19 protein-coding genes, 1 tRNA gene and 1 other RNA gene are annotated in these 23,052 nt (G+C 59.3%); 12 read left to right on the top strand and 9 right to left on the bottom strand.

The genetic code is table 11. The annotated features are described in order from the left end of the window. Window positions 1-123 precede the first annotated feature (123 nt). The 9 genes from G7Y51_RS01640 to G7Y51_RS01595 form a co-directional block, all read right to left on the bottom strand. Window positions 124-1,551 carry a glycosyltransferase family 9 protein gene (locus tag G7Y51_RS01640; RefSeq protein ID WP_165174665.1) on the bottom strand — a complete coding sequence of 476 codons (1,428 nt, stop codon included), beginning with the start codon at window positions 1,549-1,551 and terminating at the stop codon, window positions 124-126. Beyond that, window positions 1,548-3,389: a glycosyltransferase gene (locus G7Y51_RS01635; protein ID WP_165174664.1), complete on the bottom strand. Its 1,842-nt coding sequence runs from the start codon at window positions 3,387-3,389 to the stop codon at window positions 1,548-1,550. The genes G7Y51_RS01640 and G7Y51_RS01635 overlap by 4 nt, the downstream gene beginning before the upstream one ends. Then, window positions 3,389-4,522: a FapA family protein gene (locus G7Y51_RS01630; protein ID WP_165174663.1), complete on the bottom strand. Its 1,134-nt coding sequence runs from the start codon at window positions 4,520-4,522 to the stop codon at window positions 3,389-3,391. Before G7Y51_RS01630 ends, G7Y51_RS01635 begins: the two co-directional genes overlap by 1 nt. 98 nt (window positions 4,523-4,620) lie before the next feature. After that, window positions 4,621-4,974: an STAS domain-containing protein gene (locus tag G7Y51_RS01625; RefSeq protein WP_165174662.1), complete on the bottom strand. Its 354-nt coding sequence runs from the start codon at window positions 4,972-4,974 to the stop codon at window positions 4,621-4,623. A gap of 299 nt (window positions 4,975-5,273) precedes the next feature. Further along, entirely contained in the window at window positions 5,274-6,515 is a 1,242-nt protein-coding gene (gene ispD, locus G7Y51_RS01620; protein WP_165174661.1) for a 2-C-methyl-D-erythritol 4-phosphate cytidylyltransferase, read from the bottom strand. A gap of 124 nt (window positions 6,516-6,639) precedes the next feature. Further along, window positions 6,640-7,053, bottom strand: an RNA gene (gene rnpB / locus G7Y51_RS01615) — RNase P RNA component class A. A gap of 149 nt (window positions 7,054-7,202) precedes the next feature. Further along, window positions 7,203-7,970, bottom strand: coding sequence for a C4-type zinc ribbon domain-containing protein (locus G7Y51_RS01610; protein ID WP_165174660.1), 768 nt, complete (start codon window positions 7,968-7,970; stop codon window positions 7,203-7,205). A 19-nt stretch (window positions 7,971-7,989) separates the two neighbouring features. Next, on the bottom strand, window positions 7,990-8,784 hold the full coding sequence (locus G7Y51_RS01605) for a Nif3-like dinuclear metal center hexameric protein (protein WP_165174659.1): 795 nt from the start codon (window positions 8,782-8,784) through the stop codon (window positions 7,990-7,992). A gap of 421 nt (window positions 8,785-9,205) precedes the next feature. Continuing rightward, a complete protein-coding gene (locus G7Y51_RS01595; protein WP_165174656.1) occupies window positions 9,206-10,015 on the bottom strand; it encodes a phosphoribosylformylglycinamidine synthase subunit PurQ in 810 nt (269 codons plus the stop codon). A 242-nt stretch (window positions 10,016-10,257) separates the two neighbouring features. On the opposite strand from G7Y51_RS01595, the gene G7Y51_RS01590 reads away from it, so the two are divergent. The 12 genes from G7Y51_RS01590 (at window position 10,258) to G7Y51_RS01535 (ending at window position 23,019) form a co-directional block, all read left to right on the top strand. Then, on the top strand, window positions 10,258-11,901 hold the full coding sequence (locus tag G7Y51_RS01590; RefSeq protein ID WP_165070601.1) for a CTP synthase: 1,644 nt from the start codon (window positions 10,258-10,260) through the stop codon (window positions 11,899-11,901). A gap of 320 nt (window positions 11,902-12,221) precedes the next feature. After that, window positions 12,222-13,649: an RNA polymerase factor sigma-54 gene (rpoN, locus tag G7Y51_RS01585; RefSeq protein WP_165174655.1), complete on the top strand. Its 1,428-nt coding sequence runs from the start codon at window positions 12,222-12,224 to the stop codon at window positions 13,647-13,649. A 35-nt stretch (window positions 13,650-13,684) separates the two neighbouring features. Then, window positions 13,685-14,224: a ribosome-associated translation inhibitor RaiA gene (gene raiA / locus G7Y51_RS01580; protein ID WP_165174654.1), complete on the top strand. Its 540-nt coding sequence runs from the start codon at window positions 13,685-13,687 to the stop codon at window positions 14,222-14,224. Between the two features lie 66 nt (window positions 14,225-14,290). Then, on the top strand, window positions 14,291-15,223 hold the full coding sequence (gene rapZ, locus G7Y51_RS01575; RefSeq protein ID WP_165174653.1) for an RNase adapter RapZ: 933 nt from the start codon (window positions 14,291-14,293) through the stop codon (window positions 15,221-15,223). Between the two features lie 34 nt (window positions 15,224-15,257). Next, window positions 15,258-15,701: a PTS sugar transporter subunit IIA gene (locus G7Y51_RS01570; protein ID WP_165174651.1), complete on the top strand. Its 444-nt coding sequence runs from the start codon at window positions 15,258-15,260 to the stop codon at window positions 15,699-15,701. A gap of 2 nt (window positions 15,702-15,703) precedes the next feature. Beyond that, window positions 15,704-16,162 (top strand): PTS sugar transporter subunit IIB, encoded by a 459-nt coding sequence (locus G7Y51_RS01565; RefSeq protein WP_165174650.1) that lies wholly within the window; start codon window positions 15,704-15,706, stop codon window positions 16,160-16,162. Between the two features lie 6 nt (window positions 16,163-16,168). Beyond that, window positions 16,169-16,852, top strand: coding sequence for a PTS sugar transporter subunit IIC (locus G7Y51_RS01560; RefSeq protein ID WP_346773690.1), 684 nt, complete (start codon window positions 16,169-16,171; stop codon window positions 16,850-16,852). A gap of 44 nt (window positions 16,853-16,896) precedes the next feature. Continuing rightward, window positions 16,897-16,973, top strand: a tRNA-Arg gene (locus tag G7Y51_RS01555). Between the two features lie 370 nt (window positions 16,974-17,343). After that, window positions 17,344-18,966 (top strand): phage/plasmid primase, P4 family, encoded by a 1,623-nt coding sequence (locus tag G7Y51_RS01550; protein WP_165174649.1) that lies wholly within the window; start codon window positions 17,344-17,346, stop codon window positions 18,964-18,966. Between the two features lie 215 nt (window positions 18,967-19,181). Beyond that, entirely contained in the window at window positions 19,182-20,864 is a 1,683-nt protein-coding gene (locus G7Y51_RS01545; protein ID WP_241160091.1) for a primase-helicase zinc-binding domain-containing protein, read from the top strand. A gap of 2 nt (window positions 20,865-20,866) precedes the next feature. Beyond that, entirely contained in the window at window positions 20,867-21,655 is a 789-nt protein-coding gene (locus G7Y51_RS01540; protein WP_165174648.1) for a ParB N-terminal domain-containing protein, read from the top strand. Continuing rightward, window positions 21,652-23,019 (top strand): hypothetical protein, encoded by a 1,368-nt coding sequence (locus tag G7Y51_RS01535; protein WP_165174647.1) that lies wholly within the window; start codon window positions 21,652-21,654, stop codon window positions 23,017-23,019. Before G7Y51_RS01540 ends, G7Y51_RS01535 begins: the two co-directional genes overlap by 4 nt. Window positions 23,020-23,052: the final 33 nt, after the last annotated feature.

Genomic DNA, 23,052 nt, shown 5'->3' with positions numbered 1-23,052 from the left:
GCAGGCCTGAGTATTCAAGGAGTGTTCCAAAAAGAAAAAGATATTAATTCAAGCAAGATAACAGAGGATCTCAGAAGGATAGGCAAGACTTGCCCATTGCCTGAAGCCGTGGGCGCAAAGGGCTTATTTTTGCGAGGCAAACAGCCCGCAGAGCGCGGTCAGGCGATCCACGGCCGTTTGCCAGCCGGTGGGGGCATAGTCGGCATTTTGCAGAAACATATGCAGATGCCCGGCAAAAAGGCGCAGCAAAGGCGGCTCCGCGCGCCAGAATGTCGCGGGCAAGGCCGGGCTGCGGCGTTTGAGGTGCGCGGCGCATTGGGCGCAGAGGCGTGCAAAGCCGCTGCCCAGGCGATGGGCGAGCGCCGGGAAGGCGTTCTGCAGGTTGCTCAGGCGTTGTTGCGCCAAAGCCCGCAAGGAAGGATCATAGAGGAATAAAAATGCGGCCTGCCAGAAGTCCTCCAGCAGGGGGCGGCAGGATACGGCCTGCCTGTTCTGAGCCCCGGCGCGTTCAAGCGTGTGCAGGCCCAGGCAATCCCGGCCCGTGCGGTACAGGGCCAGGCCCGCGGGCTCGCGCAGCCCTGACGCTGCGGAGGGGAGGGCCGGAGATTTGTTCACAAGAGCCAAGGCCACGTCCGCCACGGCAGAGGGGGTAAAAGCCTGCTTGCAATAGAGCCTGGCGCGCCGGCATTGCCAGCAGCCCACGCAACTCATCCTGGCGCGCAGCACCCATTGGCCGGGCGAGGAGGGGCCGGTTTCCCGGGCATGTACCGGCCCCATGGAGAGATTAAGCACCGGAACGCCCAGCCAGTCGGCCAGATGCATGGGCCCGGTATCCGGCGTGACGCACAGATCCAGGGTTTGCAAGACCCCGGCCACTTCCCTGAGCGAGAGGCGGCCGCAAAGATTGGCTCCTCCAAGACCTGAAAGCCTGGCGACCTCTCTCCCCAGCCCGGCCTCGGCAGGGCCGCCCAGAAAAACCGGCGTTGCGCCCGCTTTTGCCAGCCGTGCGGCCAGCCGCGCCCAAAAGGCGGCGTCGGGGCGCTTGGCCGCCTCGCTGGCTCCGAGGATCAGGCCGATCCGCCCCGTGCCCGCGCCTTTGGGCAGCGAATGTCCCACATCCGTCAGCCTGGCCGTGGGATCCAGATCCAGCAGGGAGAGATCGGACCAATGAAAAGCGTTGTTGTGGTTATTCTGGGTCAAGGCGGTTCGATAGAGCTGCCAATAGCCAAAGACATGCAGGCCGCCGGGCAGGGCGGCCGCGCCTATTTTACGGCCGGCCTCAAGCCGGGCCAGGCAGGCGCTGGCCTCCGGGCGTCCGCTGAGGTTCACGGCCGCGGCATACCGGCCGCGAGCCAGGGCAGGGCAGTGCTGCGGCGGAAAAAAGACTGCCTCCGGCGCAAGCGGCATGAGATCCCGGAAAAATTGCGGTTCCGCGACTACCCAGACAGGATGTCCGGGCCAGCGCTGTTTGAGCCGGGTGAGCAGCGGAAAGGTGAGAATTAAATCCCCCATGCGCTGCAACTGCAGAACCAGCACCGGATCCGCGCTCATGCGGGAGCCTTGCCGCCCGGCCTGCGGGCCGCATCCGGGGCAGCGGCCGCCAATGCCGCCGCCCCCCTGGTCCGGCTTGCTGTTTTACCTGAAGAAAGGCCGCGCGCCCCAGGCGTTCCGTATACCCGGCGCATATGTTCAAGCATTTCCTGAAGTCTGTGTTCCCAGGTATGGCAGGCGAGCACGCGCTTGCGCGCAGCCTCACTAAGCCTGCGGCGCTCCTGGGGATGGGCGAGATAGTGGCGCGTCAGATCCGGGATTTCTTCGGGATCATGGTAACAGGCCATCTCGTCCGGCGCAAAGAGCTGTTCCATCTGCGGACGCCAGTCCGTGAGCACAAAGCCCCCGGCGGCGGGCACGTCAAAAACGCGCTGGTTCACGGCTCCTTTCATCTGCTTGCTGGTGCAGTTGAAATTAATTGAAGAATGTCCATAAAATAAAGGGAGTTGGGTATAGTAGCTCAAGGCGTCCAGATAGCGGGGCTGGCGGGCCTCATGCCGGAATTCGATTTTCCAGCCGCTGTCGCCCACAAGCAAAGGCCGGAAAGGGAGGAGCTTGCGCACGCAGCCGTTACGGTACAGGCGCGTGGCCTGCCAGGTGATTGCCGTTTCATAGGCCAGCCGCGCTTCATTGTCCGGCAGGGCGGCATAGCGCGCATGAACATCGGGAAAGGATTCACGCAGAAAATCCGATACCGAGCGCTGCTCGCTCTCCATAAAAGCTTGGGAAACAGTGCGGAAAGGCAGCAGCAGGCCGCGCGGAAAACGGCCATTTTTCAGACGACCGCCCACCTTGTAGAGCATGGAATTGCCCACAAAGGAAACGTCTGCCTTCCAGGTAGCAGGCACGGACGCGGCGGCACGCGGCGCGAATCGTTGCGGATCCGTGCCCAGGGGCAAATAGAAAACATGCTCAAAGCCCGCGCGCCGCAAGCTTTCGATGTTGTCGGCGTCCCAGGTGAACAGAGCGGCCCAGGGGCTGACGCAGCGCGCGTACAAGTGGATGATCAGATGCGGATTGTCCACGAACCAGGAGGCCAGGGGCAGTTCAAGGCGCGCCAGAAGATCCATGAGCACGCCTTCCACATCCACGCCCATGTGATTGAGCGTCACGCAGCAGTCGGGCTTGAATTCAAGAACGACTTCAAGCAACTGTTGCACAAAATCCGTATGGGCAAGGTTGTCGCTTGCAAGGGTGACGAGCCTGTGCTCAAGCCCCAGTTTGCGGCAGGCCCCCTCCAGCTCGCCCATCAGGAAATATTTGCTGGTCAACAGCAGCACGCGGGGTCTGGCGCTGCGAAAGCGCGGCTGCACAACGCGGCCCCAGAAGTCATAGCGGGCGCTGGCAGCGAGTTTGTCGCGCAGCCCGCCGTAGTATGCGCGGTCCAGGCGCAGATAGAAGGGCAGGGCCACAGGCAGCAGGCGTTTGCCGCCATGCTGCATCTGCCAGTGCGTCAGTTCCCTGAGCGCGTCCTGCAAAGAGGCCGCGTCCACCAGCAGCACGCGTTGCCGCAACCTTTCAGGCAGTCCGGACAACACGCCGGTGAGCCGTTGCAGGGGCTGTTCTTTTTCAACAACAGCAACGGGCCCCTGGGATCTTTCAAGTATCAGATGAAGAGCATGCCCCATGCCCGCGCCCAGAAGCACCGGCAGGCTGTCGCGCCATTGCTCCGGCGCAATGCTCTCAACGCACGCCTTTTCCCGCTCCGGGCCGCCCGGCGCCAGCATGGCGAAGCGGCGGCCCGCGACACAGGCAATGACATCCGCGGGCCGTCCGGCGGGCTTGCCCTCTGGCCCGCGGCAGACAGCCTCAAAAAGCGGCTCTGCTTCCGGCTTCATTATTTTTTGCCCTTGGCAGCGGCAGGCGGCAGAGGTTCCACTATGATGTCGTCATAGCTCAAGCGGAAAAGCACATTTTCATATGGCTGCTCAACCAGCATAAACGCCTGGCCGATGGAAATCTCCACTCCGGGGAAAACCTTGCCCGGCACCATCAGGCGGCAGTTCTGCATGTAATTTTCATCAAGATGCAGCTTGGCCCCCAACTCAGCGCGCCGTTGCATCAACTGTTCACGCTGCCTGGTCAGGCGGGCCAGCTTTTGGCTGGCTTCCCCGGCGTCGGGCGGCAAATGACCGACCACGGCCCTGAGATGCGTAATGGCCTGGGACTGGCTTGCAATAATGCCGTCAATCTTTTCCAGGTGCCGGATTCTCGCGGGGTCATAGCCGAGATATACTTTGGTGGAAATGGCGGCCTTGTTGCCCAGTTGCTTGCCCACATACACGCTGCCGTACGCATTGATGGCGCTGCCGTAAACCTGATCGCGCACCACCATGCTGGCTCCGGCGTAGACCGTGGAGTACAGGCAGTATTTCGCAACAACCATGTTGCCGCGGGTGCGGGCCTCGACTTTTTCAAGAAAAGGCGCGAGCAGCTTGCCTCCGGCATCCACCAGGCAGTGCTGCCCGGCGCCGCCGCGGGCGCCTCCGTCCAGCATCAGATCGCGGCGGGCGCGCACAACCCCGCCTTCAACCATGCCCATGATCCGGATGTTGTTGGCCTGCACGGAAAAGCCTGCCCGCACGGAGCCGTGCACGGCCATATCGCCCACAAAAAAGATGTTGCCGGTCTGAAAGCTTATATCCTGCCGAACATTGAGCAGGCATTTGACCGTGATTCTGTCTTCATCATAAAAGACATAGCCATTGGCCGCGGCAAGCAGATAGTTGGGATGCGCGGGATCCACGCGCGTATTGATGCCCGCAGGCAGGACAGGTTTCTGCAGCACATGCCGGGGGTCGGGGTTGGGGCCGGCTTCTTCCAGGGGGATGATTTCAGCCAGAACCTGGCCGTCAATCACATTCTGCACATAGCCGAGGCAGTAAATGTTTGAAGCGTCGCCTTCCCCGCACGGTTTGAGGTGAAGGTGATCAAAGTCAGGATTGAAATAATGCCGCAAATAGTATTGCACGCTGCCCCCTCCGTCTGCGTTGCAAAAACTGCCGCCGCCGGTTTGCCGCTCAAGCCCGTGGGGCACAGCCGACATTCCGGCCTTTTGCGCCAACGCTTTTATTCCGCCGCATTGGGGATATAGCCATTCAGTTCTTCCTCACTTTCAAAGGTGGGGAAAAAACCTTCTATCTCCGCTTCTTTCAAAAGTTGTGCCACCTGTGGGGAAGGAGTAAGAAGGATCAGCCTGCGCCCCATATTGCGGACTTTCGTACTCTCGCTTACCAGAACGCCCAGCCCGGACGTATCCACCCGTTCGATACGGCTGAGATCAAGCACTATTTGCGATACGTCGGGCGCCAGCAGATATTGATCCAGTTCCTGGTTGAGCTGAGCCACGTCAGCCAGCAGCATGTCGCCGGACAGGCGCACTATGGTTACATCCCTGTGAGACTCTGCAAACAAAGTAAACATGGCTGAGCCTCCTGAGCAGTCGGGTCACAGCATGTGCTGAAAATTCCGCGGCTCTGGGGCGCGATGCCCGCAGGATCGTGCCTGATTCCTTGCCGCGAGTTTGCTGAAGGATACGCTGTTGCGGCAAGATTCGTCAACAGCTCCGCAAAACGCGCATATTTTGCCGGGGGTTGCAGGATATTTCGCGCACAGTAGAGCGGTTTGCCAATGAAACTAGAGCATTTTCAAAGAGAAAATGCTCTAATGCGCAACCCAGGGGCGATGGCGTTCGGCGTGCATGGGCGGCCTTTTTGCGGCAATCAGAAATCGCGGCCACAGGAGGCGGCATGCGGCCGGGGCAGGGGAGCGGCCAGCGCGCTGACCACGGCGTAAACCTTGATGCCTTCGACCCGGCCGGTAAAGCCGAGCCTCTCTTCGGTGCTGGCCTTGAGATTGACCTGCTCTTTGGGCAGATCCAGAAGGCGGCACAGATTTTTGCGTATTTCTTCGCGAAACGGCGCAAGGCGGGGAGCTTGCGCCACGATTGTCAGATCCGCGTGCTCAAGCGTCAGCCCGGCAGCGCGGGTCATTTCCAGAACCCGATCCAGCAGAATGGCCGATGAAATGCCTTCAAAGCGGGCGTCAGTGTCGGGAAAGTGGCAGCCGATGTCGCCCAGGCCCGCGCAGCCCAGAAGCGCGTCCATCAGCGCATGCAAGAGCACATCGCCGTCCGAATGGGCCAGAACCTCCGGCGCGCCCGGAATGAGCACGCCGCCCAGTTTCAGGGGACGGCCCGCGCCATAGCGATGCACGTCGTAGCCCATGCCCACGCGCGGCCGGAGCGGCATTTGCGGAGCCTGCAGCAACGCCATGTCTTCGGGATATGTGATTTTCACGTTGGTCGCCTCACCGGGAATAATCCGCACCACCTGGCCCAGAGCTTCGATCAGCGAGGCATCGTCAGTGACGGCCAGGGACGTGCGGAGCGCGTGCTGGTGCGCCTGGCGTAAAAGCGCCAGATCAAAGCCCTGCGGCGTTTGAACGGCTGCCAGCCGCTCCCGGGGCAGAGTTGCGGTCACGCGCCCGTCCTCAACCAGCTTGATAGTATCAGTGACAGGCAGAGCGGGAACCACCGCGCGCGCTCCACGGCGCAACTCTTCGCAGACGCTCCGCACCAGCGCAGGGCTCAAAAATGGCCTGGCCCCGTCATGAATCAGCACAAAACGCGCGCGCACGGGAAGGGCGGCAAGACCCAGGCGCACGGAATCCTGGCGCTGTCTGCCGCCTGCGACCGCCAGGCAGGGCAAGCCCAGGTCTTCGTTGCGGCAGAGAGCGCGCAGTTGTTCCTCGGCTTGCGCAAGTTGATTTTCAGGAAAAACAACAACCAATCCGGCCACAGCGGCGCTGCGGCTCATGGCGCGGGCGGCGTGCCAATAGAGCGGCGCGCCGCGCCAAGGCAGAAACTGTTTGGCGCATCCGGCGGTGACGGCGGACAGGCGGCTGCCTTGTCCGGCCGCCAGAATCAGGGCCCACGGCTTTTCCTGCGGAGACGTAACGGACATGGCGCGGCCTCTGGCGGCTGAAGGGTGGATTCTTTGAGGGCCGCCGGTCAATGGGGGCCAAATCGGATTTCACACGGCTGTGCAGCCGGCATCCATTCCTCTGCACAGGATACTATCTTTTTTCGGCGGGAGCCGGACGATAAGCCGGGTTCTGTCATGCGGCAAGCCGCATCTGACCGTCATTCCTCTAGGAGCGCAGTTGCCCGCGCCCTCAAGCAACCTACCCGGAAGGCTGTGGCCGGGCCGACCGCCTTCCCTATTTGGTCTTGCTCCGAACGGGGTATGCCGAGCATGCCGCGTCGCCGCGGCATCTGGTGGGCTCTTGCCCCACCGTTTCACCCTTACCCCGCGCCCAAATCCGCAGGGAGGCCAGAAAAAGGTCTGGCGTCCTTCGTGCCGGTTTGGGTGCGGGGCGGTTTGCTTTCTGTGGCGCTTTCCGAGGGTCGCCCCTCCTGGGTGTTACCCAGCGTCCTGCCCTGTGGAGCCCGGACTTTCCTCTCCGGGCGCAATGGCCCGCAGCGACGGTCTGTCCGACTCCCGCATTTTTTACAGCGTGTCGTCATTCTCTCCTATCGGCGAAGCGCCTTGCAAGGCATGCCATTTTTGCAGCGAGTTGCAACGTGGCCGCGCAAGGGGGCAGCAAAAGGCACGTCATGGCGCGGAATCGGCCTGCACAATGACATAGCGTCAATCGACGGGAGCAGTCACTTCAGGCGCTTCTTCAGGCATGCTGAAATGCTCGCACCAGAAAATAAGACGCTGGCAGTTGGGGCAACTCAGAATCTGCTGACCACGCTGTAACTCAATAAAGGACTGCGGCGGCACGGCAATATTGCAGCCCGAGCAAACGCCGTCTTTGACGGCGACAATCACGGGATGCTCCAGGCGCACGCGAATGAACTCATAGCGCATGAACACGGGCTGAGGAATGAGCTTGCTGACCTGGCTGCGCTTTTCATTCAATTCTTCCAGATTGTCCTTGGCCTTGCGGAGTTTTTCCTCCAAGCCGTCGCGCTTTACTTCAAGTTCTGCCTTAAGGGCAGAATAGTCGCGATCAATTTTGGCCAGCGCGTCATTTTGCAACTGCAACTCTTCCAGAAGAGTCATTTTTTCTTCTTCCCGAGAGCGGTTGACTTTTTCCATGCTGTCCATCTCACGCATCATGGCATGGTATTCGCGTGTATTGCCCACTTGCATGAGCTTGTTCTTGCTCTTTTTGATTCGGGCGGAGTCGTCATCGATTTCCAGAGAAAGTCGTTTTTGCTGTTCCTGCAAGTGCGCGAGTTTATCCAGCACGCGATTGCGCTGCGCATCGGCTGCTTCAAAACGCTGTTCCAGTTCCTCAAGGTCACGAGGGGCGCTCTCCAGCTCCTGCCGGACGGCAAAGATGGCGTCATCGACCTTTTGCAATTCCACCAACTGCTTTATCTGATCAAAATACAAGGCACTGCTCATACCGTAAACCTCCTGGGAGTCATGACACAACAAGCGGGCGCAGCGGAGACCTGGAAGGCACGAAAAAAATTTCCAAAGGCTCAAGACGCTCCTGCAGCAAACGACACATGCGGCGCATCATTTCTTCTTCAAGGCTGTGATGCCCGACATCAAGCGTGGAAATTTCAGCGGCGAGCGCCGTGTGGTATTTCACGTCGCCGGTTATAAAAAGATCGGCCCCGGCCGCGCGCGCTGCGGGCAACAGGGAAGAACCCGAACCCGTGCAATAGGCCAGACGTCTGATCGTTCCCGGCGTTGGGCCGCAAAGCGCGGCTGTGGACAAGTCCAGGTGACGGGCCAGGATTTCCACAATTGCTTCAAAGCCGAGAGGGGAGGGCAGATCGCCGGCCAGACCGAAGCCGAGAGGAAGCGTATCGCCGAAAGGCTGCCCGCTTGTCGGCTCCAGCACCGCGAGATTGCGCAACTCAAGCTCCTGAGCCAGCCAGCCGGCCGGTCCGCGCCCGTTGACATCCAGGGAGGTATGCGCCGCATAGAGCGGCACATCGGCCACCAGCAGGAGGCGCAAAACCTCGTGGTAGTCGTCCAGCCGAGTGGGCAATACCGGCGTAAGCAGCAAAGGATGATGACTGAGAATGCACTCCGCGCCCAGCTCAAGGGCGTTGCGCACGGAAGAGGGCGTAGGATCCAGGCAAACGGCCAGAGCCGCGACATCCTCGCGCCGGGCAGCTACCTGCAGGCCCGAACGATCCCAGGACGCTGCCGCGGCAAGAGGCGCAATTTTTTCAATGGAATTAATTATTTCAATAAGTTGCATCAATATTGCCTTTACTAAAAAAGGCACTTTCTTGCCTTGGGCAGAGAAAGCGCCTTGCAAAATTATCCGGCGTACTCAAAGAAACAGAAACTTGCGGCAATAGTGTTCGCACCTTGCAGAGGGCGGCGCGCGAATTTGCTTCGGATTCACGCGACATTGGTTTTACCCATTTAGCTGTTAATTTGTAAAAATTACCCCAAAGAAAGAACTTTGTCAATGGGCGAGGGCATTGCCACTGCCGTTCCTCGTGCGTCAACCGCATTCGGAATGCTGCGGGCTGCGGCTAGAGCATTTTCACTTTGAAAATGCTCTGCTGACACGAAAGCGGCAGCCGCCGCAACGCGGCGTACATTCTGGCGAAAACCGCGTTTTTCGCCTGAATGCCACTTTGACTTTCATAAAAAGTCAAAGGTAATCTGCTCTACTGACCGCGCAAATAACGCACTGCATTGACAAAAAGCAGCGTTCCGGGCGGATCCAGCTCGCCTCGCGTCCAGGCAGGGTGATTTGTTACATGGTGAAAGGCTTCGGGGTGAGGCATGAGCCCCAGAATGCGGCCGGAAGGATCGCTCAGCCCTGCAACGGCAAGGATCGAACCGTTGGGATTAAGCGGATACTCCTGGGTAGGCTTGCCGGTATCGGGATCCACATACTGCAGAGCGATAAGCTGTTCTGCCTGCAGGCGGCGCAGACAGTCTTCATTCTCGGGAACCAGCTTGCCCTCGCCGTGGCGGACGGGCATGGCCAGCATGGGCAGCCCCTTTGTAAAAACACAGGGGCTTTGGGGGTTGGGCAGCAAATGCACCCAGCGATCCTCGTAACGCGCGGAATCGTTGTGCCCGAGGGAAACCTGACGCTCAAAACGCACGCCGCCCAGGGCGGGCAGCAAGCCCAGTTTGACCAAAAGCTGAAAACCGTTGCAGATGCCTAAAATCAACTTTCCCTGATCCAGAAAATCCTGCAGATGTTGCAGGAGCGGCGTGCCGGCTGCATCCTTGAGATACCGCCAGCGCATTGCCGCAGCCTGGGCCGCGCCCAAGTCATCGCCATCCAGAAAGCCGCCGGGAAAGATCAAAAAATCATACTCGGACAAACGTACCCTGGCGGCGACCAGATCGGAAAAATGCACCACATCGGCCCTGTCGGCCCCGGCCAGGCGCGCCGTGTGCGCGGTTTCCAGATGCGAATTGACGCCGTAGCCGGTGATTACCAATACGTTGACCGTGGCCATGCCGGTGGAGCCTCCTTGAAGATCTTCGGAAAACAGCAGCACGGCAACACAGCCGTCTGAAAACGCGGGCGCCGCTGCCAGGGGCGAAAAAGGCGGTCGGGATCGACGACCGCGCCTTGCTGAAAAAGGGAAAAATACACTACGTAGCTTGCCTTGCGTAGTCAATGCTAGCCAAAAAAATCATTTTGGTGTACTGCCATCCGGTTAAGCGGATCAGCTCTTCAAGCAAAAGGTGGGAGGCCATGAAAACCAAGTTTATTTTCGTGACGGGCGGCGTCTTGTCTTCGTTGGGCAAAGGTCTGGCAGCCGCTTCTTTGGGCGCGCTGCTGCAGACGCGAGGCCTTTCGGTGACCATCCAGAAGCTGGACCCTTACATCAATGTGGACCCGGGCACCATGAACCCCTTCCAGCACGGCGAGGTTTTCGTGACCGACGACGGCGCCGAGACGGATCTCGATCTGGGCCATTACGAGCGTTACCTTGACGTGCCCATGTCCCGAAAGAACAACACGACCTCTGGCGCCATTTATAACCAGGTCATTGCCAAAGAGCGGCGCGGCGACTATTTGGGAGCCACTGTTCAGGTCATCCCGCATATTACCGATGAAATCAAGAAAACCGTGCTTTCCCTGGCCGAAGGCGAAGACGCCCCGGATGTGGCGATCATAGAAATCGGCGGCACGGTGGGCGATATCGAAGGCCTGCCTTTTCTGGAGGCAATCCGCCAGTTGCGTTCGGATCTGGGGCGCGACAACTGCCTTAACATCCACCTGACGCTGGTTCCGTATCTGCGCTGTGCCGGCGAGCACAAGACCAAGCCCACGCAGCACAGCGTCAAGGAATTGCTTTCCATCGGCATCCAGCCGGATATCATCCTTTGCCGTTGCGAGCAGAGCATACCTCAGGAAATGCGGCGCAAGATCGCGTTGTTCTGCAATGTGGATCAGGATGCGGTTTTTTCCTCTGTGGATGTGGATAATATCTATGAGGTGCCCCTCAAATTTTATGAAGAGGGCTTTGATCAGAAGGTGGCCATTATGCTGCGTCTGCCTGCGCGCAATGCCCACCTGGAAAACTGGGAAAAGCTGGTGCATGACTGCGCCAACCCTCAAGGCAAAGTGACCATTGCCATTGTGGGCAAGTATGTGGATTTGAAAGAGGCCTACAAAAGTCTGCACGAAGCTCTGATCCACGGCGGCGTGGCCAACAGGGTGGCTGTGGAACTGCGCTACGTCAACTCTGAAAATGTGGATGAACGCAATGCCGCGACGCTGTTCAAAGGCTGTAACGGCATTCTGGTGCCCGGCGGCTTCGGCTACCGGGGGGTGGAAGGTAAAATTGCAGCCATCCGTCATGCCCGTGAGAATCTTGTGCCTTTCTTCGGCATCTGCCTGGGAATGCAATGCGCGGTCATTGAATTCGCCCGCCATGTGGCCGGGCTGGATGACGCCAATTCCGAAGAGTTTAACCCGCTTTCAGATCACAAAGTCATTTATCTGATGACCGAATGGTTTGATTTCCGCACCAAGAATGTGGAAAAGCGCAATGCCGCCAGCGACAAGGGGGGGACCATGCGCCTGGGGGCGTATCCCTGCAAGATTCTCTCAGGCACCAAAGCGCACGAGGCGTATCAAAAGGCATTGATCGAGGAACGGCATCGCCACCGCTATGAGTTCAACAACGCTTTCAAGGAAAGTTTGGCTCAAAAAGGCATGGTTTTCAGCGGTACCGCGCCGGACGACTCCCTGGTGGAAATCATGGAACTGCCTGACCATCCCTGGTTTTTGGGCTGTCAATTTCATCCCGAGTTCAAGTCCCGGCCTATGCAGGCCCACCCTCTTTTCAGGGAATTTATCAGGGCCGCCAAACAGCACGCAACATCCTGACCTGCCTTTTTTGAGAATTCCACTCCTGATGGTGGGCATGACCCCACAGGGAAAGACAACAGCCTTTCCCTGTGGGGTTTTCAGCACACGCCGCCGGTTTGCAAGCAGCCGGGATGCGGCAGGGCTTGCCCATCGGACAGCACGCCTTATCTTGGAAATTGTGCCTTTCTGTGCTCTGCCGGAGTTCAGGCCGGGCTTCTCTTTCTTTTCATGCTCGCAACCTCCGGCTATTGCATAATTTTTTCGCGTGTGGCACAGTACTTGATACAAGAAAATCTCTTCTCGGGCTTTTTCGTCCGGACTCAGCTAAAAGAGCAGACATGGCACTGGAACTTCGTCAGCAGTTAAAACTGGCTCAACAGCTCGTAATGACTCCGCAACTGCAGCAGGCCATCAAGCTGTTGCAGCTCTCGCGTCTGGAGCTGTTGGAGACTGTGCAGCAGGAATTGCTGGATAATCCTTTCCTTGAAGAATCCGCAGGCGACGATCCTGCTACTGCCGAGCAGCCGGAAAGCCGGCAGGATGCGGCGGAAGAGGGCGTTTACGACAAGGAGCTGGCTCGTGACGCGGACTGGGAGGACTATCTCGGCGAATTTGCCAGCACTCCCCGCCTTGCGCAGTCGCGCGAATCCGAAAGCGCCGAGGAAATTTCGCCGCTGGAAGCCCGGTATGCCGCAAAACCCACGCTTGAAGGCCATTTGCTCTGGCAGTTGCGCCTTTCCACGCTGAGCGAGCGCCAAAAAGAGATCGGCGAGGCGATCATCGGCAACCTCTCTTCTTCCGGCTACCTGCAGGCTACGCTGGAGGAAATCGCCGCGCTGACCAGGTCCAGCCCCGAAGAAGTCCAGACGGTGCTCCAGCGCGTGCAACTGTTCGATCCCGTGGGCGTGGCCGCGCGCGACGCGCGCGAGTGCCTCCTGGTGCAGCTCAAAAATCTGCATTATGACCGCGATCCTGTTTTGCTGGAGCTGGTGCAGTCGCACCTTGAGGATCTTGAGGCCAAACGCTACAAGCCCCTGCTGCGCAAGTTCAAGTTGGACATGGAGGAACTCAAGGAATACCTGGAGATCATCCAGAGTCTTGATCCTTTGCCCGGAGCCAGTTTCGGCGGCGGCGAGCCCACCTTTGTGAGCCCGGACGTCTTTGTCTACAAGATGGGCGACGAATTCGTGATTCTGCTCAATGAGGACGGCCTGCCGCAGTTGCAGCTTTCTTCCTTGTCCCGGATGGACATGGACGCGGCGTCGGAGAAGGAAAAAGAGTATTGCACGGAAAAAATGCGCTCGGCTTCCTGGTTGATCAAAAGCCTTTACCAGCGCCAGCGCACGCTTTATAAGGTGATGGAGAGCATCGTGCGCCATCAGCAGGCTTTTTTTGAAGACGGCGTCACAAAACTGGCCCCGTTGATTCTCAAAGACATTGCCGATGACATCGGCATGCACGAATCCACGGTCAGCCGCATTACCACCAATAAATATGTGGCCACGCCGCACGGGATCTTTGAATTGAAGTTCTTTTTCAACAGTGGCCTTGCATTGGACGACGGCAGCCATGTAGGTTCCGAAAGCGTCAAAGCCCTGATCAAGAAATTCATCGCCGAGGAGGACGCCAAGGCCCCCCTGAGCGACGAGCGCATCGGCGAAATGCTCAAGGAACACCTGAAGGTCAACATTGCCCGGCGTACAGTGGCCAAATACCGCACTGCGCTTGATATTCCCTCGTCATCCAAGCGCAAGGAGCACTTCTGATTTCGCGTTGTGCGTTGCCATCCAAGGAGGAGTACATGAATATCTCTTTTGCCTTCAAGAATTTCGAGGCCTCCGATCATCTCAAGAAGTATGCCCGTCGCCGTATGGAAAAGCTGGGCCGTTTTTTCGGAAAGTCCGCGGGTCTGGACGTGAGCGTGGTTCTGACGGTGGACAAGTTTCGCCATCGCTGCGAGGTGACCGTCAGCGGCGAAGGTCTGCATATCAAAGCCACGGAACAAACCACGGACATGTACGCGGCCATTGATCTTGTGACGGACAAGATAGAAGCGCAAATCAAGCGCCAGGTTTCGCGGGTCAAGGAGCAGCGCCGCACGGCTCGCAATGCCGACGTGGATGTTTTTACATATAATCTTGACGCGCAGCCTGAGGAATCGCAGACGGTGGTGGGCACGGATCGCTTCGCGCCCAAGCCGATGCATCTTGATGAGGCGATTATGCAATTGGACTCCATTGGCGGAGAATTTCTGGTTTTTCTTAATGCGGAAAACAACCGCGTGAATGTGGTCTATCGCAGGCGCACAGCCGGCTATGCTTTGATAGATCCGGTATTGTAAGTATACATAATTTCCTGTCGGAACGATTCTTGTTACAAAGATCGTTCCGACAGGGCGAGCATTGTCATGAGCACATCTGCCCCGCACGCCGCCCCCGATTCCCCTGAAACCAGCGCCCCGGCACAGGCGCCGGTGCAGGCCTGCATCGTCACCGGCCTTTCCGGAGCGGGCAAGAGCACGGCTTTGCGGGTGTTTGAGGATTTGCGCTACTTTTCCGTAGACGGCCTGCCCGCCAGCCTGGCGCCGGAAATGGTCGACATGATGGAACGCCCGTCCATGAGCCATTTTAAGGGCATTGCCCTGGGCATGGATATGCGCCAGAACGATTTTCTGGATGAAATCAATGAAGCCCTGAGCGCCATGACCGCCAAGGGCATCCGGCCGCTGTTGCTTTTTCTGGAAGCCGATGCCCAGGAACTTATGCGCCGCTACGCCACCACCCGCCGTCCCCATCCGCTTGAACGGGAGGGCATGGGGCTGGAAGCGGCGCTTTCCGCGGAACGCAGCAGCTTACGCCCGCTGCGGGAAATGGCTGATCTGGTCATTGACACCTCGCGTTTCTCCATCCATGATCTGCGCAGGGCAATTCAAAAACGCTGGAGCGGCAATAAGGGCAACTTGCGGGCCATCCGCGTGAATGTCATCTCATTCGGCTTCAAATACGGCGTGCCGCGTGAGGCTGATTTTGTCTTTGACCTGCGCTTTCTGCCTAATCCCTATTTTGTTGAAAGCTTGCGCCCCCTTTGCGGCAAGGACAAAGCCGTTGCGGATCATGTTCTGGCTTCGCCCGCCGCACAGGAATTCAAGGGCAAACTGCTCGATCTGCTTTTTTTCATACTGCCCCTGATGGAAGCCGAAGGGCGCTACCGGGTCGCCATAGCCGTGGGCTGCACAGGCGGGCGGCATCGCTCCGTGGCCATGGCTGAAGAAATTCTGCAGGCGTTGCGCCAGGCGGATTATCCCGCTACGCTGGAGCACCGCCACCTTGAACTCGGCTGAAAAAACTGGCAGGCTTTGCTTTACGAGGATTGCCATGACGGATGAAAAAAAGGCGGCGCAGGTTGGGATTATTATTGTATCCCATGCTGATTACGGCTCGGCCATGCTGCGCACTGCCGAATTTATATTGGGACCGCTGAGCGACTGCAGTTCGATCAGCGTTGATGTGGCGCATGAGGTTTCGGAAACCGTGCGCCGTCTGGATGACGCGGCCCAACGTCTGGACAAGGGCGCGGGCGTGATCATTCTCACAGACATGTTCGGCGGAACGCCGACCAATCTGGCGCTTTCCCTGTTGGGAAATCATCATGTGGAAGTGGTGACCGGCGTCAATTTGCCCATGCTGCTTAAAGTTTTCACTTCACGCGACAAAGAGCTCGAAGAACTTGCGCAGCTCGCCGGCGAGGCCGGCGCCAAGGGCATTGTTGTGGCAGGCAGCATGCTGCGCAACAGGGCCCGCGATAAATCGGGCGAATAATAATGTGGTTTCGTGTGGATAATCGTCTGGTCCACGGCCAGATCATTGAGGCCTGGCTGCCCTATACCGGAGCCAGGCATCTGGTGGTGGCCAATAATGAATTGGCCGCGGACACATTGCGTCAACAGATTGTGGAATTGGCCGTGCCGCAGCGCGTGCGCACGCATTTTATCCCCCTCCGGCTGCTGACGGCGACGCTGGACGCCTGCGGTGAGGACAGTTTCGTGCTTTTTGCCAACTGCCAGGACGCACGGCGAGCCTGTGACGACGGCATAGCCATGCAGGTGCTTAATCTGGGCAATCTGCACTATGGGCCCGACAAATTGCAGCTTCTGCCCCATGTGGCCCTTTCCGCGCAGGACAGGGAGGATCTGCGCTTCATGCGGCAGCATCTGGTGCAACTTGACTTTCGTTGCGTGCCTACGGAAACCGTGCGAGGATCCTATGATCAGCTTCTCTGAGCTTGTATTCTCCGGGCTTCCCTACGCTTTTTTTTTGTCCTCGCGGGCGCGGCGCGCTCATCCTGCATTGTAGGCATTATTGACCGGCCCATATCCCTGGCTCTCCTTGCGGGTTTCTGCACCTCAGACTGGGCGTTGGCCCTGGCCTTGGGCATCACCCTGGAGCTGCTCTGGCTGGATGTGCTGGAGCTGGGCAGCGTGGTTCCTCCTTACAGCGGCCTCGCTTTTTTGCTGCTCTTTCCATTGGCCGCGCATTTCGGCTGGAATCAGCCCGGCCCGTTGCTTTTGCCTTTGATCCTGGTCATGTCGGCTGCCTATGCGGGAAGTTTCCTTGAAGTCCGGCAGCGCGTCGTCCAGAATCCTTTGGTGGACAGGCTGGAAGCCTGGCGTCAGGGCGACGGATGCGGCCTTTCCCCCGGGCAGGCCATTTTGCGGGCCACGCTGCTCAGGGCCTTTGGCCAATTCCTGCTCTATGCCGTATGCTACAGCCTTATTTTCAGCCTGTGTTCGGTGCTCCATGCCTGGCAGGCCGCGCCGTCCCTGCCTTTTCTGACCTGGCCCATGGTGTTCGCCGCTTCGCTGATGGGCGCCATACTCTCATTGCGTACCCGGCAGGCCTATGGCGTGCTGCTCATGGGCTTGGGAGCACTTGCGCTGCTGCTGTGGGCCCGACAGCACGGTCTGCTGTGAGTCTCCTTGACACGGCCTGCAAGAGCATCTACAAGTGAGTCCACGCGCTCGTAGCTCAGTCGGATAGAGCGATAGCCTCCTAAGCTGTAGGCCGCAGGTTCGATTCCTGCCGGGCGCACCAGAAATATTTCAGGACGTTACATGCAATAGTATGTGGCGTCCTGTTTTCGTTTTGAGGGCTCATTTCGTTTTGTGGTGCCCATATGGTGCCCACCTATCTCTACCAGCCTTCCACAAGCAGGGGCACACCCCCCGTTCCCCCCACATAAAAAAACAGCCCGGCCAGAATAGTCCATCGCGGACCGTTCCGTGCTTGATGCCAAACGCTCTTCTCCCTCTGCTCGCGGGTCCTTCCTGGCTGAAATTCTGCGCAACGGGGCACACACCTCAGGCTCTGGCCGCGAACTGCGGAACGGAAAGGGCGGAAAAACGGAATGCCGTTTGCCCGTTCTTTTCTATTTTTATCTATATAAATCAATGGATTATAGAAAATGAAAGATAAAAATAGGAACCTCAAAGACAAGGTTGAACGGCGGCGTCAGGCGGAAGCGGAAGCCCGGGCCGCGAAAGCGAAGCCCGTCGCCGTGAAGCAGCTCGAAATCTCCGACGACGAATTGATCGGCTATCTCAACGAGAACCGTGTCGGCGATGCCAAGCTGTATTGCCGTCTGCACCGGGGAACCGTCATTTATGTCAAATACTGGGAACGCTTCCTCATATGGGGCGGCCATCATTGGATCGAAGACGATTACGACACCGCGTTCCAACGCATTGAAGATGTGTGCGAACTGTATCTCCGGCTCGCGGAGCACAAACAGGCGGAGGCCGACGAAGCCGACAAGGAGGACAAGCCCAAAATCCAGAGCCTCGCTGACGCCGCCCTGCGTCGCGTCAATCTGCTCCGCGATACCAGCGGCCAGGAAAAACTCCTCCAGATGGTGCGCCGCATCCGCGATCCCCTGGTGGTGCTGCCCAAGCACATCGACAAACAGCATTACGTCAAAGCTTGCCCCAATGGCGTGATTGACCTGCGTACCGGCGAACTCCGGCCGGGCCGCTCCGAGGAATACATTCTCAACGCCATCGTCACGGAGTATGACCCCGCGCTTCTGGAGAAGGACGACCCCTGCCCGGAGACGAACACGTTTTTGCTGTCGTCAATGGACGGCGATCAGGAGCTTGTGGATTTCATCTGGCGTCTGCTCGGCTACGGCCTCATCACCGAGCGCCGGGATCACATCTTTACCATCTTCTGGGGGGAGCATGGCCGCAACGGCAAGGACACGCTCATCAAGCTGGTGACGCACGTCCTCGGCCAGACGCTCTCCGGCGACGTGCAGGTGGAGATGTTTCTCCAGATGCAGCAAACCCGCAACAGCTCGGCCCCCTCACCCGACGTGCTGTCCCTGCGCGGTATGTGCATCGCCTGGATCAACGAGGCCGAGGAGGGCCAGCGATTCGCCCTGGCCAAGCTGAAAAAACTCACCGGCGGCGGGTACATCACGGCGCGGGGGCTGCAAGACAAGTTGCAGACGACCTGGCTGCAAACGCACCTGCCCATCATGACCACCAACGAACTGCCCAAGGCCAAGGCCGATGACGCGGCCTTCTGGTCGCGTGCCATTCTGCTCAAGTGGCCGCTCTCGTTCGTGGAGAACCCGGAGCAGCCTTACGAGCGCCCGGCGGACAAAAATCTTGATGAGAAAATCCAGGCCGAGGCCAAGGGCGTGCTGGCCCGCATGGTGCGGGGGAGCATGGAGTACCTGCGCGACGGCCTGAAAATCCCGGACAAGGTGCGGGAGTGGACCAGGGAGAAACGCGCCTCCTGGGATGATGTCGGCCTTTTCATCGGCGAGTGGTGCGAGCAGGAGCCCCACCAGGACAACCCCGACGCCTACAAAACCCGCATTTCCTCAACCGATCTGCACGAGGCCTTTTGCATCTGGTACGCGCGGAACCGGGATAAGCGTTTCAGCATTTCTGCCAAGAAGTTCTCGGAAATGCTGAACAAGAAAGACATCCCCTGCAAGCGCAGCAATGGCTCCTGGCGGCTTGGCATCCGCCTGAACGCCGAGGGAGAAAACGCTCTGGCCGATTACCGGGCTGACAAGTGATCTGTCCGCATCTGTCCGCCATGCAGGAGGCATAAGGATATGAAATTATGGAAGAAAGTAGAAAACGGACAGATGGACAGGTTCCAGGCATGTTTCCACGCGCAACAGGCGCAGGCGCACAGGTGCGCATGGACTATGCCGCGTATCTGTCCACCTGTCCATATTCATAAAAAAACAAATAAAATAAGTAGATAAGAAAAAAAGGAAACGGACAGATGCGGACAGATATGCTCAATCTCTATCAATCCCGTTTTGGCTCGGCGGTAAAACGTCAGGGGAACGGCTGGAACGGACCCTGCCCCCTGTGCGGCGGGGAACCGGGCAAGTCCGACCGCTTCATGATCTGGCCGGATCGCGCCGAGAGTCTGGGAGAAATCTGTGCCACCCACAACATTACGGGCATCTGGTCATGTCGCCAGTGCGGGGCCAGCGGTGACACCATCGCCTATCTGATGAAAATTGACGGCCTGGACTTCAAGGCCGCGCTGGCCGAACTGGGCATTGAGGGCGGGCGGCCCTTGCATCGCCGCCGTCGGGCTCCGGCGGAACCCCGTCGCGTCGCTGCCGCTCCGGCCTGGACCCCGCGCCAATGGCCCGAACCCTCTGAAATGTGGTCCGCCTATGCCGCCAGGCTGTTGGCAGAAGCGGAAGAGAGCATCCGGGAACAGCCTCAAGCCCTGCGCTGGCTGGCGTCGCGCGGGATCACAGAGGAGGCCGTCAGACACTACCGCATTGGCTACCTGCCGGCCGAAAGCGCCAGGTATCCCGGCCGCTACCGCGCCCGCTCCGCCCTGGGGCTGGAACCCAAAACCGGCGCGGACGGCAAGGAGCGCACAAAGATTTTCATCCCGCGCGGCATTGTCATTCCCACGTTCGCCTCTGACGGGCGTGTCTTGAATCTGCGCATCCGCCGTCACAAGGAAGATCTGACCGAGCGCGCTCCCAAGTATCTGGAACTGGAAGGCTCCTGCAAAGCCCCGCTGCTGCTCCGCTCCTCGCGTCCCGGCCCGCTGGCCGCCTATTTTGTGACCGAGGCGGAACTGGACGCCATGCTTATCCACCACGTCACAGGCGGCGTGGTCGGCGCGCTGGCCGTGCGCACCAACCGCGGCAAGCCGGATGCCGCCGCCCATGACCGGCTCCGCGAGGCCGTGCGCGTCTGCATCGCCCTGGACTACGACGGCCCCGGCGCGGATGGCGTGGAGTTTTGGGAAAAGACCTATCCCGCCTCCCTGCGCTGGCCCACGCCGGAAGGCAAGGACCCCGGCGACGCCTGCACGCTTGGCGTGGACATCCGCGAGTGGGTATCCGCTGCCCTGCCCCCGTCCCTTTCCCTGCCGGACAAGGAATCGGCACCCCACGAGGGTATGGTATCACAACACGAGATAACCACGCAAGATGTTTATCAAAATGGGCAGTTGGACACTTCTGCCGCTGGTCAGTTGAAAGTGGGGGGAGGGGCGGAGCCCGAAATTACGGCCTCCGAAAAAGGAAGCGGCCCTGCGGGCCTTTCCCCGCAGATACATGCCAGGGAACAACAGGGCGCAACGCTTTCGACCTGGGCCTGGGCCACGGAAGACGGCTTCACGCCGGACGAACTCTGCCGCCTGCGGGCCGCTCTGCCCGCCGACATGCCGCTTGACCTGCTGCCTCTGGACGTGGCCCGCGCCTATCTGCTGTGGCGGGGCGCTCCCATCACCTTTGTCAAGTTCCGCGACGAAAACGGCGACAGCACGGGCTTTTCGTGGGAACGAGATTATACTTGGTGCCGCAAAAATTCCGAACGCTTCGAGGCGTTCTGGCAATTCCAGAACGGCTCGCCCGTGCTCTGGCGGTGGATGTCCGATCACCCGGCACTGAAAATCACCTCACAAAACCTGCTGCATATCTGGGGGTAGCCATGAGTGAAAACACGTTCGCACAACGCAATGAGGAACTGGCGGCCATCAGCCGGGAAATGTTCGGGGACGGTATGCGCCTGATGATCGCAGCTCCGGCCTCGCTGACGCTCCTGAAAGACAACGCCCGCTTCTTCAAGCGGGAAACCTTCCGTCAGCTCCGGGACAATATCGCGGCGGACAAACGCCTCTCGTCGGTCCCGCTCTGCTACCGCCACGACGACGGCCGGCTGGAAGTGCTGTCGGGCAATCACCGGGTACAGGCCAGCATTGAGGCAGGCATCCCGCATATCCTCGTGCTGGTCATTACCGAGGAACTGGACAAGAGCCGCCGCATCGCCATCCAGCTCTCGCACAACGCTCTGGTGGGCGAGGATGATCAGAGCATCCTTGCCAATCTGTGGGCACAGATCGAATCGGTGCAGGACAAGCTCTACAGCGGTCTGGACAGCGAATCCCTCAAGGAACTCGGCGACGTTGAGCTGGTGAGCTTTGCCACTCCGCAGGTGCCGGCGCACATGGTCACATTCATGTTCACGGACGGGGAGAAGGAGCAGCTTTCGGAAATACTGGATATGCTGGCCGACGCGGCGAAAAAATCCTCTGCCGTCCACATCGGCACGGCGGGGCAGTATGACGAGTTCATGCGCATCGTCGCGGACGTGAAAAACGCCGAGAAAATCCGCGACAGCTCGCTGGCCATGACGCGGTTGATGGAGATTGCAGCGGACTACCTTGAAAAGCAGGCTGCGGAAGCCGCCACGCCGACAGAAAAGGAGGCCGCGCAATGAGCTTCCTTGGTTCCATCGCCGGGCCGCTGCGCAAGGTGCTGGCCGCGTATGCCGATGAAATCTGCGTTCCGGTGCTCCTGCCCTGCGCGGGCAATTTCACGGTGGGGGCGGCGCTGCGCTCCGGCGGCTGTCAGGGGCGGATCACCGGCTGCGACATCACGCTCTACACGTCCGCCCTGGGCGCATATCTGGCCGGGGAGCATCTGCATGTGACGGAACGCGAGGACTGCCCGGAGCATCTGCGCGGCTTTCTTGACCTGTCAGACCCCGCCCATCTGGCCGCGTCGGTGAGCATCATGCTGGATTTGCGCCAGGTCTGGCAGAACAAAAATGCCTGGCATCGGCGCGTCCTGGCGAACTACCGGCATGACTGGCCCCGGCTCATGGAAAAGACGCTGACCAAGCTGGAAGCCTACCGCGCCCACCTGAAGCGGGGTGACGGCTTCGGCTATGTTCCCCAGGACGCCGCTGCCTTCCTTCGTGAGCACGACCCGGATCATGCCGTGTTCATCGCGCCGCCCACCTTCGGCAGCAAGGACTATATCAACCAGGAACGGATGCTCGCGGCTGCGGCTGCATGGGCCGCTCCGGACTATACGGAAATCAGCTTTAAGGACGTGGAGATTTACGAGCAGATTACGGCGTTCCGCCAGTGGATGATCATCATGGAGCGCCCCCTGCCGGAAATTGAAAAACTCCTGGGCGATCCCGTGGCCGTCGTCCACAAGGGCCGCAAAAGCATCACCTATGCCTATGCCGGGCACAGCAGAAAGACCATCGTCACCCGCAGCTTTCTGACTTCGCGTTCCCCCGGCCCCATCTTCCCGAGCGACAAGCGTCTGACCGGAAAGGAAGAACCGGGAATCATGCTGCTCTCCCACGATCAGACAGTGCGCCTGAACGAATTGTTCATGGCCGCGCGGGTGGATTACATTCTGGTCAGCCTTGTGCTCTCCGTGGCCTTTTGCCTGGACAGAAAAATCATCGGCAAGGCTGACTTCAAGCTGGGCAAGGGCCATGCGGAATGGGCGCTGCCGGAGCCGGGCCGGCAAATCTATCAGCAGTCCGACCTGGCTGTGCCGAGCGAGGCCGAACCCCGCCTCTCCAAGCTGGTGCTGATGTTCATCCAGTCGCATGAAGTGAAACGACTGCTTGAGGAAAAAATACCGGAAGACTGGACATGGGCCATAACCACCGCCTTTTCCCGGCATCCGGTCAGCATGAAATACCGTGGCATCTACAAGCTGCACAAGCGGCTCGACGGCTCGGAGCATGGCGGCTACCGGCTCAACTATTACGGCAGACTGGGCAAATGGAGCATGGCGGAAGCCTATGCCGAATGGCTGAAAAAATTTCACAACTAGGCGATTTTTCAGCATTTTTTACTGTACGCAGGA

This window comes from Desulfovibrio sp. ZJ369 (genome assembly GCF_011039085.1).
Lineage (GTDB): Bacteria > Desulfobacterota > Desulfovibrionia > Desulfovibrionales > Desulfovibrionaceae > Desulfovibrio.
Note: the sequence above shows the minus strand (reverse complement) of the source record. Positions and strands in the feature narration are given on the sequence as shown.

Bases quoted from the DNA above. Each gene is read 5' to 3' on its own strand.
- G7Y51_RS01640 (WP_165174665.1), bottom strand. From the start codon at position 1,551: ATGAGCGCGGATCCGGTGCTGGTTCTGCAGTTGCAGCGCATGGGGGAT.
- G7Y51_RS01635 (WP_165174664.1), bottom strand. From the start codon at position 3,389: ATGAAGCCGGAAGCAGAGCCGCTTTTTGAGGCTGTCTGCCGCGGGCCA.
- G7Y51_RS01625 (WP_165174662.1), bottom strand. From the start codon at position 4,974: ATGTTTACTTTGTTTGCAGAGTCTCACAGGGATGTAACCATAGTGCGC.
- ispD (WP_165174661.1), bottom strand. From the start codon at position 6,515: ATGTCCGTTACGTCTCCGCAGGAAAAGCCGTGGGCCCTGATTCTGGCG.
- G7Y51_RS01610 (WP_165174660.1), bottom strand. From the start codon at position 7,970: ATGAGCAGTGCCTTGTATTTTGATCAGATAAAGCAGTTGGTGGAATTG.
- G7Y51_RS01605 (WP_165174659.1), bottom strand. From the start codon at position 8,784: ATGCAACTTATTGAAATAATTAATTCCATTGAAAAAATTGCGCCTCTT.
- G7Y51_RS01595 (WP_165174656.1), bottom strand. From the start codon at position 10,015: ATGGCCACGGTCAACGTATTGGTAATCACCGGCTACGGCGTCAATTCG.
- G7Y51_RS01590 (WP_165070601.1), top strand. From the start codon at position 10,258: ATGAAAACCAAGTTTATTTTCGTGACGGGCGGCGTCTTGTCTTCGTTG.
- rpoN (WP_165174655.1), top strand. From the start codon at position 12,222: ATGGCACTGGAACTTCGTCAGCAGTTAAAACTGGCTCAACAGCTCGTA.
- raiA (WP_165174654.1), top strand. From the start codon at position 13,685: ATGAATATCTCTTTTGCCTTCAAGAATTTCGAGGCCTCCGATCATCTC.
- rapZ (WP_165174653.1), top strand. From the start codon at position 14,291: ATGAGCACATCTGCCCCGCACGCCGCCCCCGATTCCCCTGAAACCAGC.
- G7Y51_RS01570 (WP_165174651.1), top strand. From the start codon at position 15,258: ATGACGGATGAAAAAAAGGCGGCGCAGGTTGGGATTATTATTGTATCC.
- G7Y51_RS01565 (WP_165174650.1), top strand. From the start codon at position 15,704: ATGTGGTTTCGTGTGGATAATCGTCTGGTCCACGGCCAGATCATTGAG.
- G7Y51_RS01550 (WP_165174649.1), top strand. From the start codon at position 17,344: ATGAAAGATAAAAATAGGAACCTCAAAGACAAGGTTGAACGGCGGCGT.
- G7Y51_RS01545 (WP_241160091.1), top strand. From the start codon at position 19,182: ATGCGGACAGATATGCTCAATCTCTATCAATCCCGTTTTGGCTCGGCG.
- G7Y51_RS01540 (WP_165174648.1), top strand. From the start codon at position 20,867: ATGAGTGAAAACACGTTCGCACAACGCAATGAGGAACTGGCGGCCATC.
- G7Y51_RS01535 (WP_165174647.1), top strand. From the start codon at position 21,652: ATGAGCTTCCTTGGTTCCATCGCCGGGCCGCTGCGCAAGGTGCTGGCC.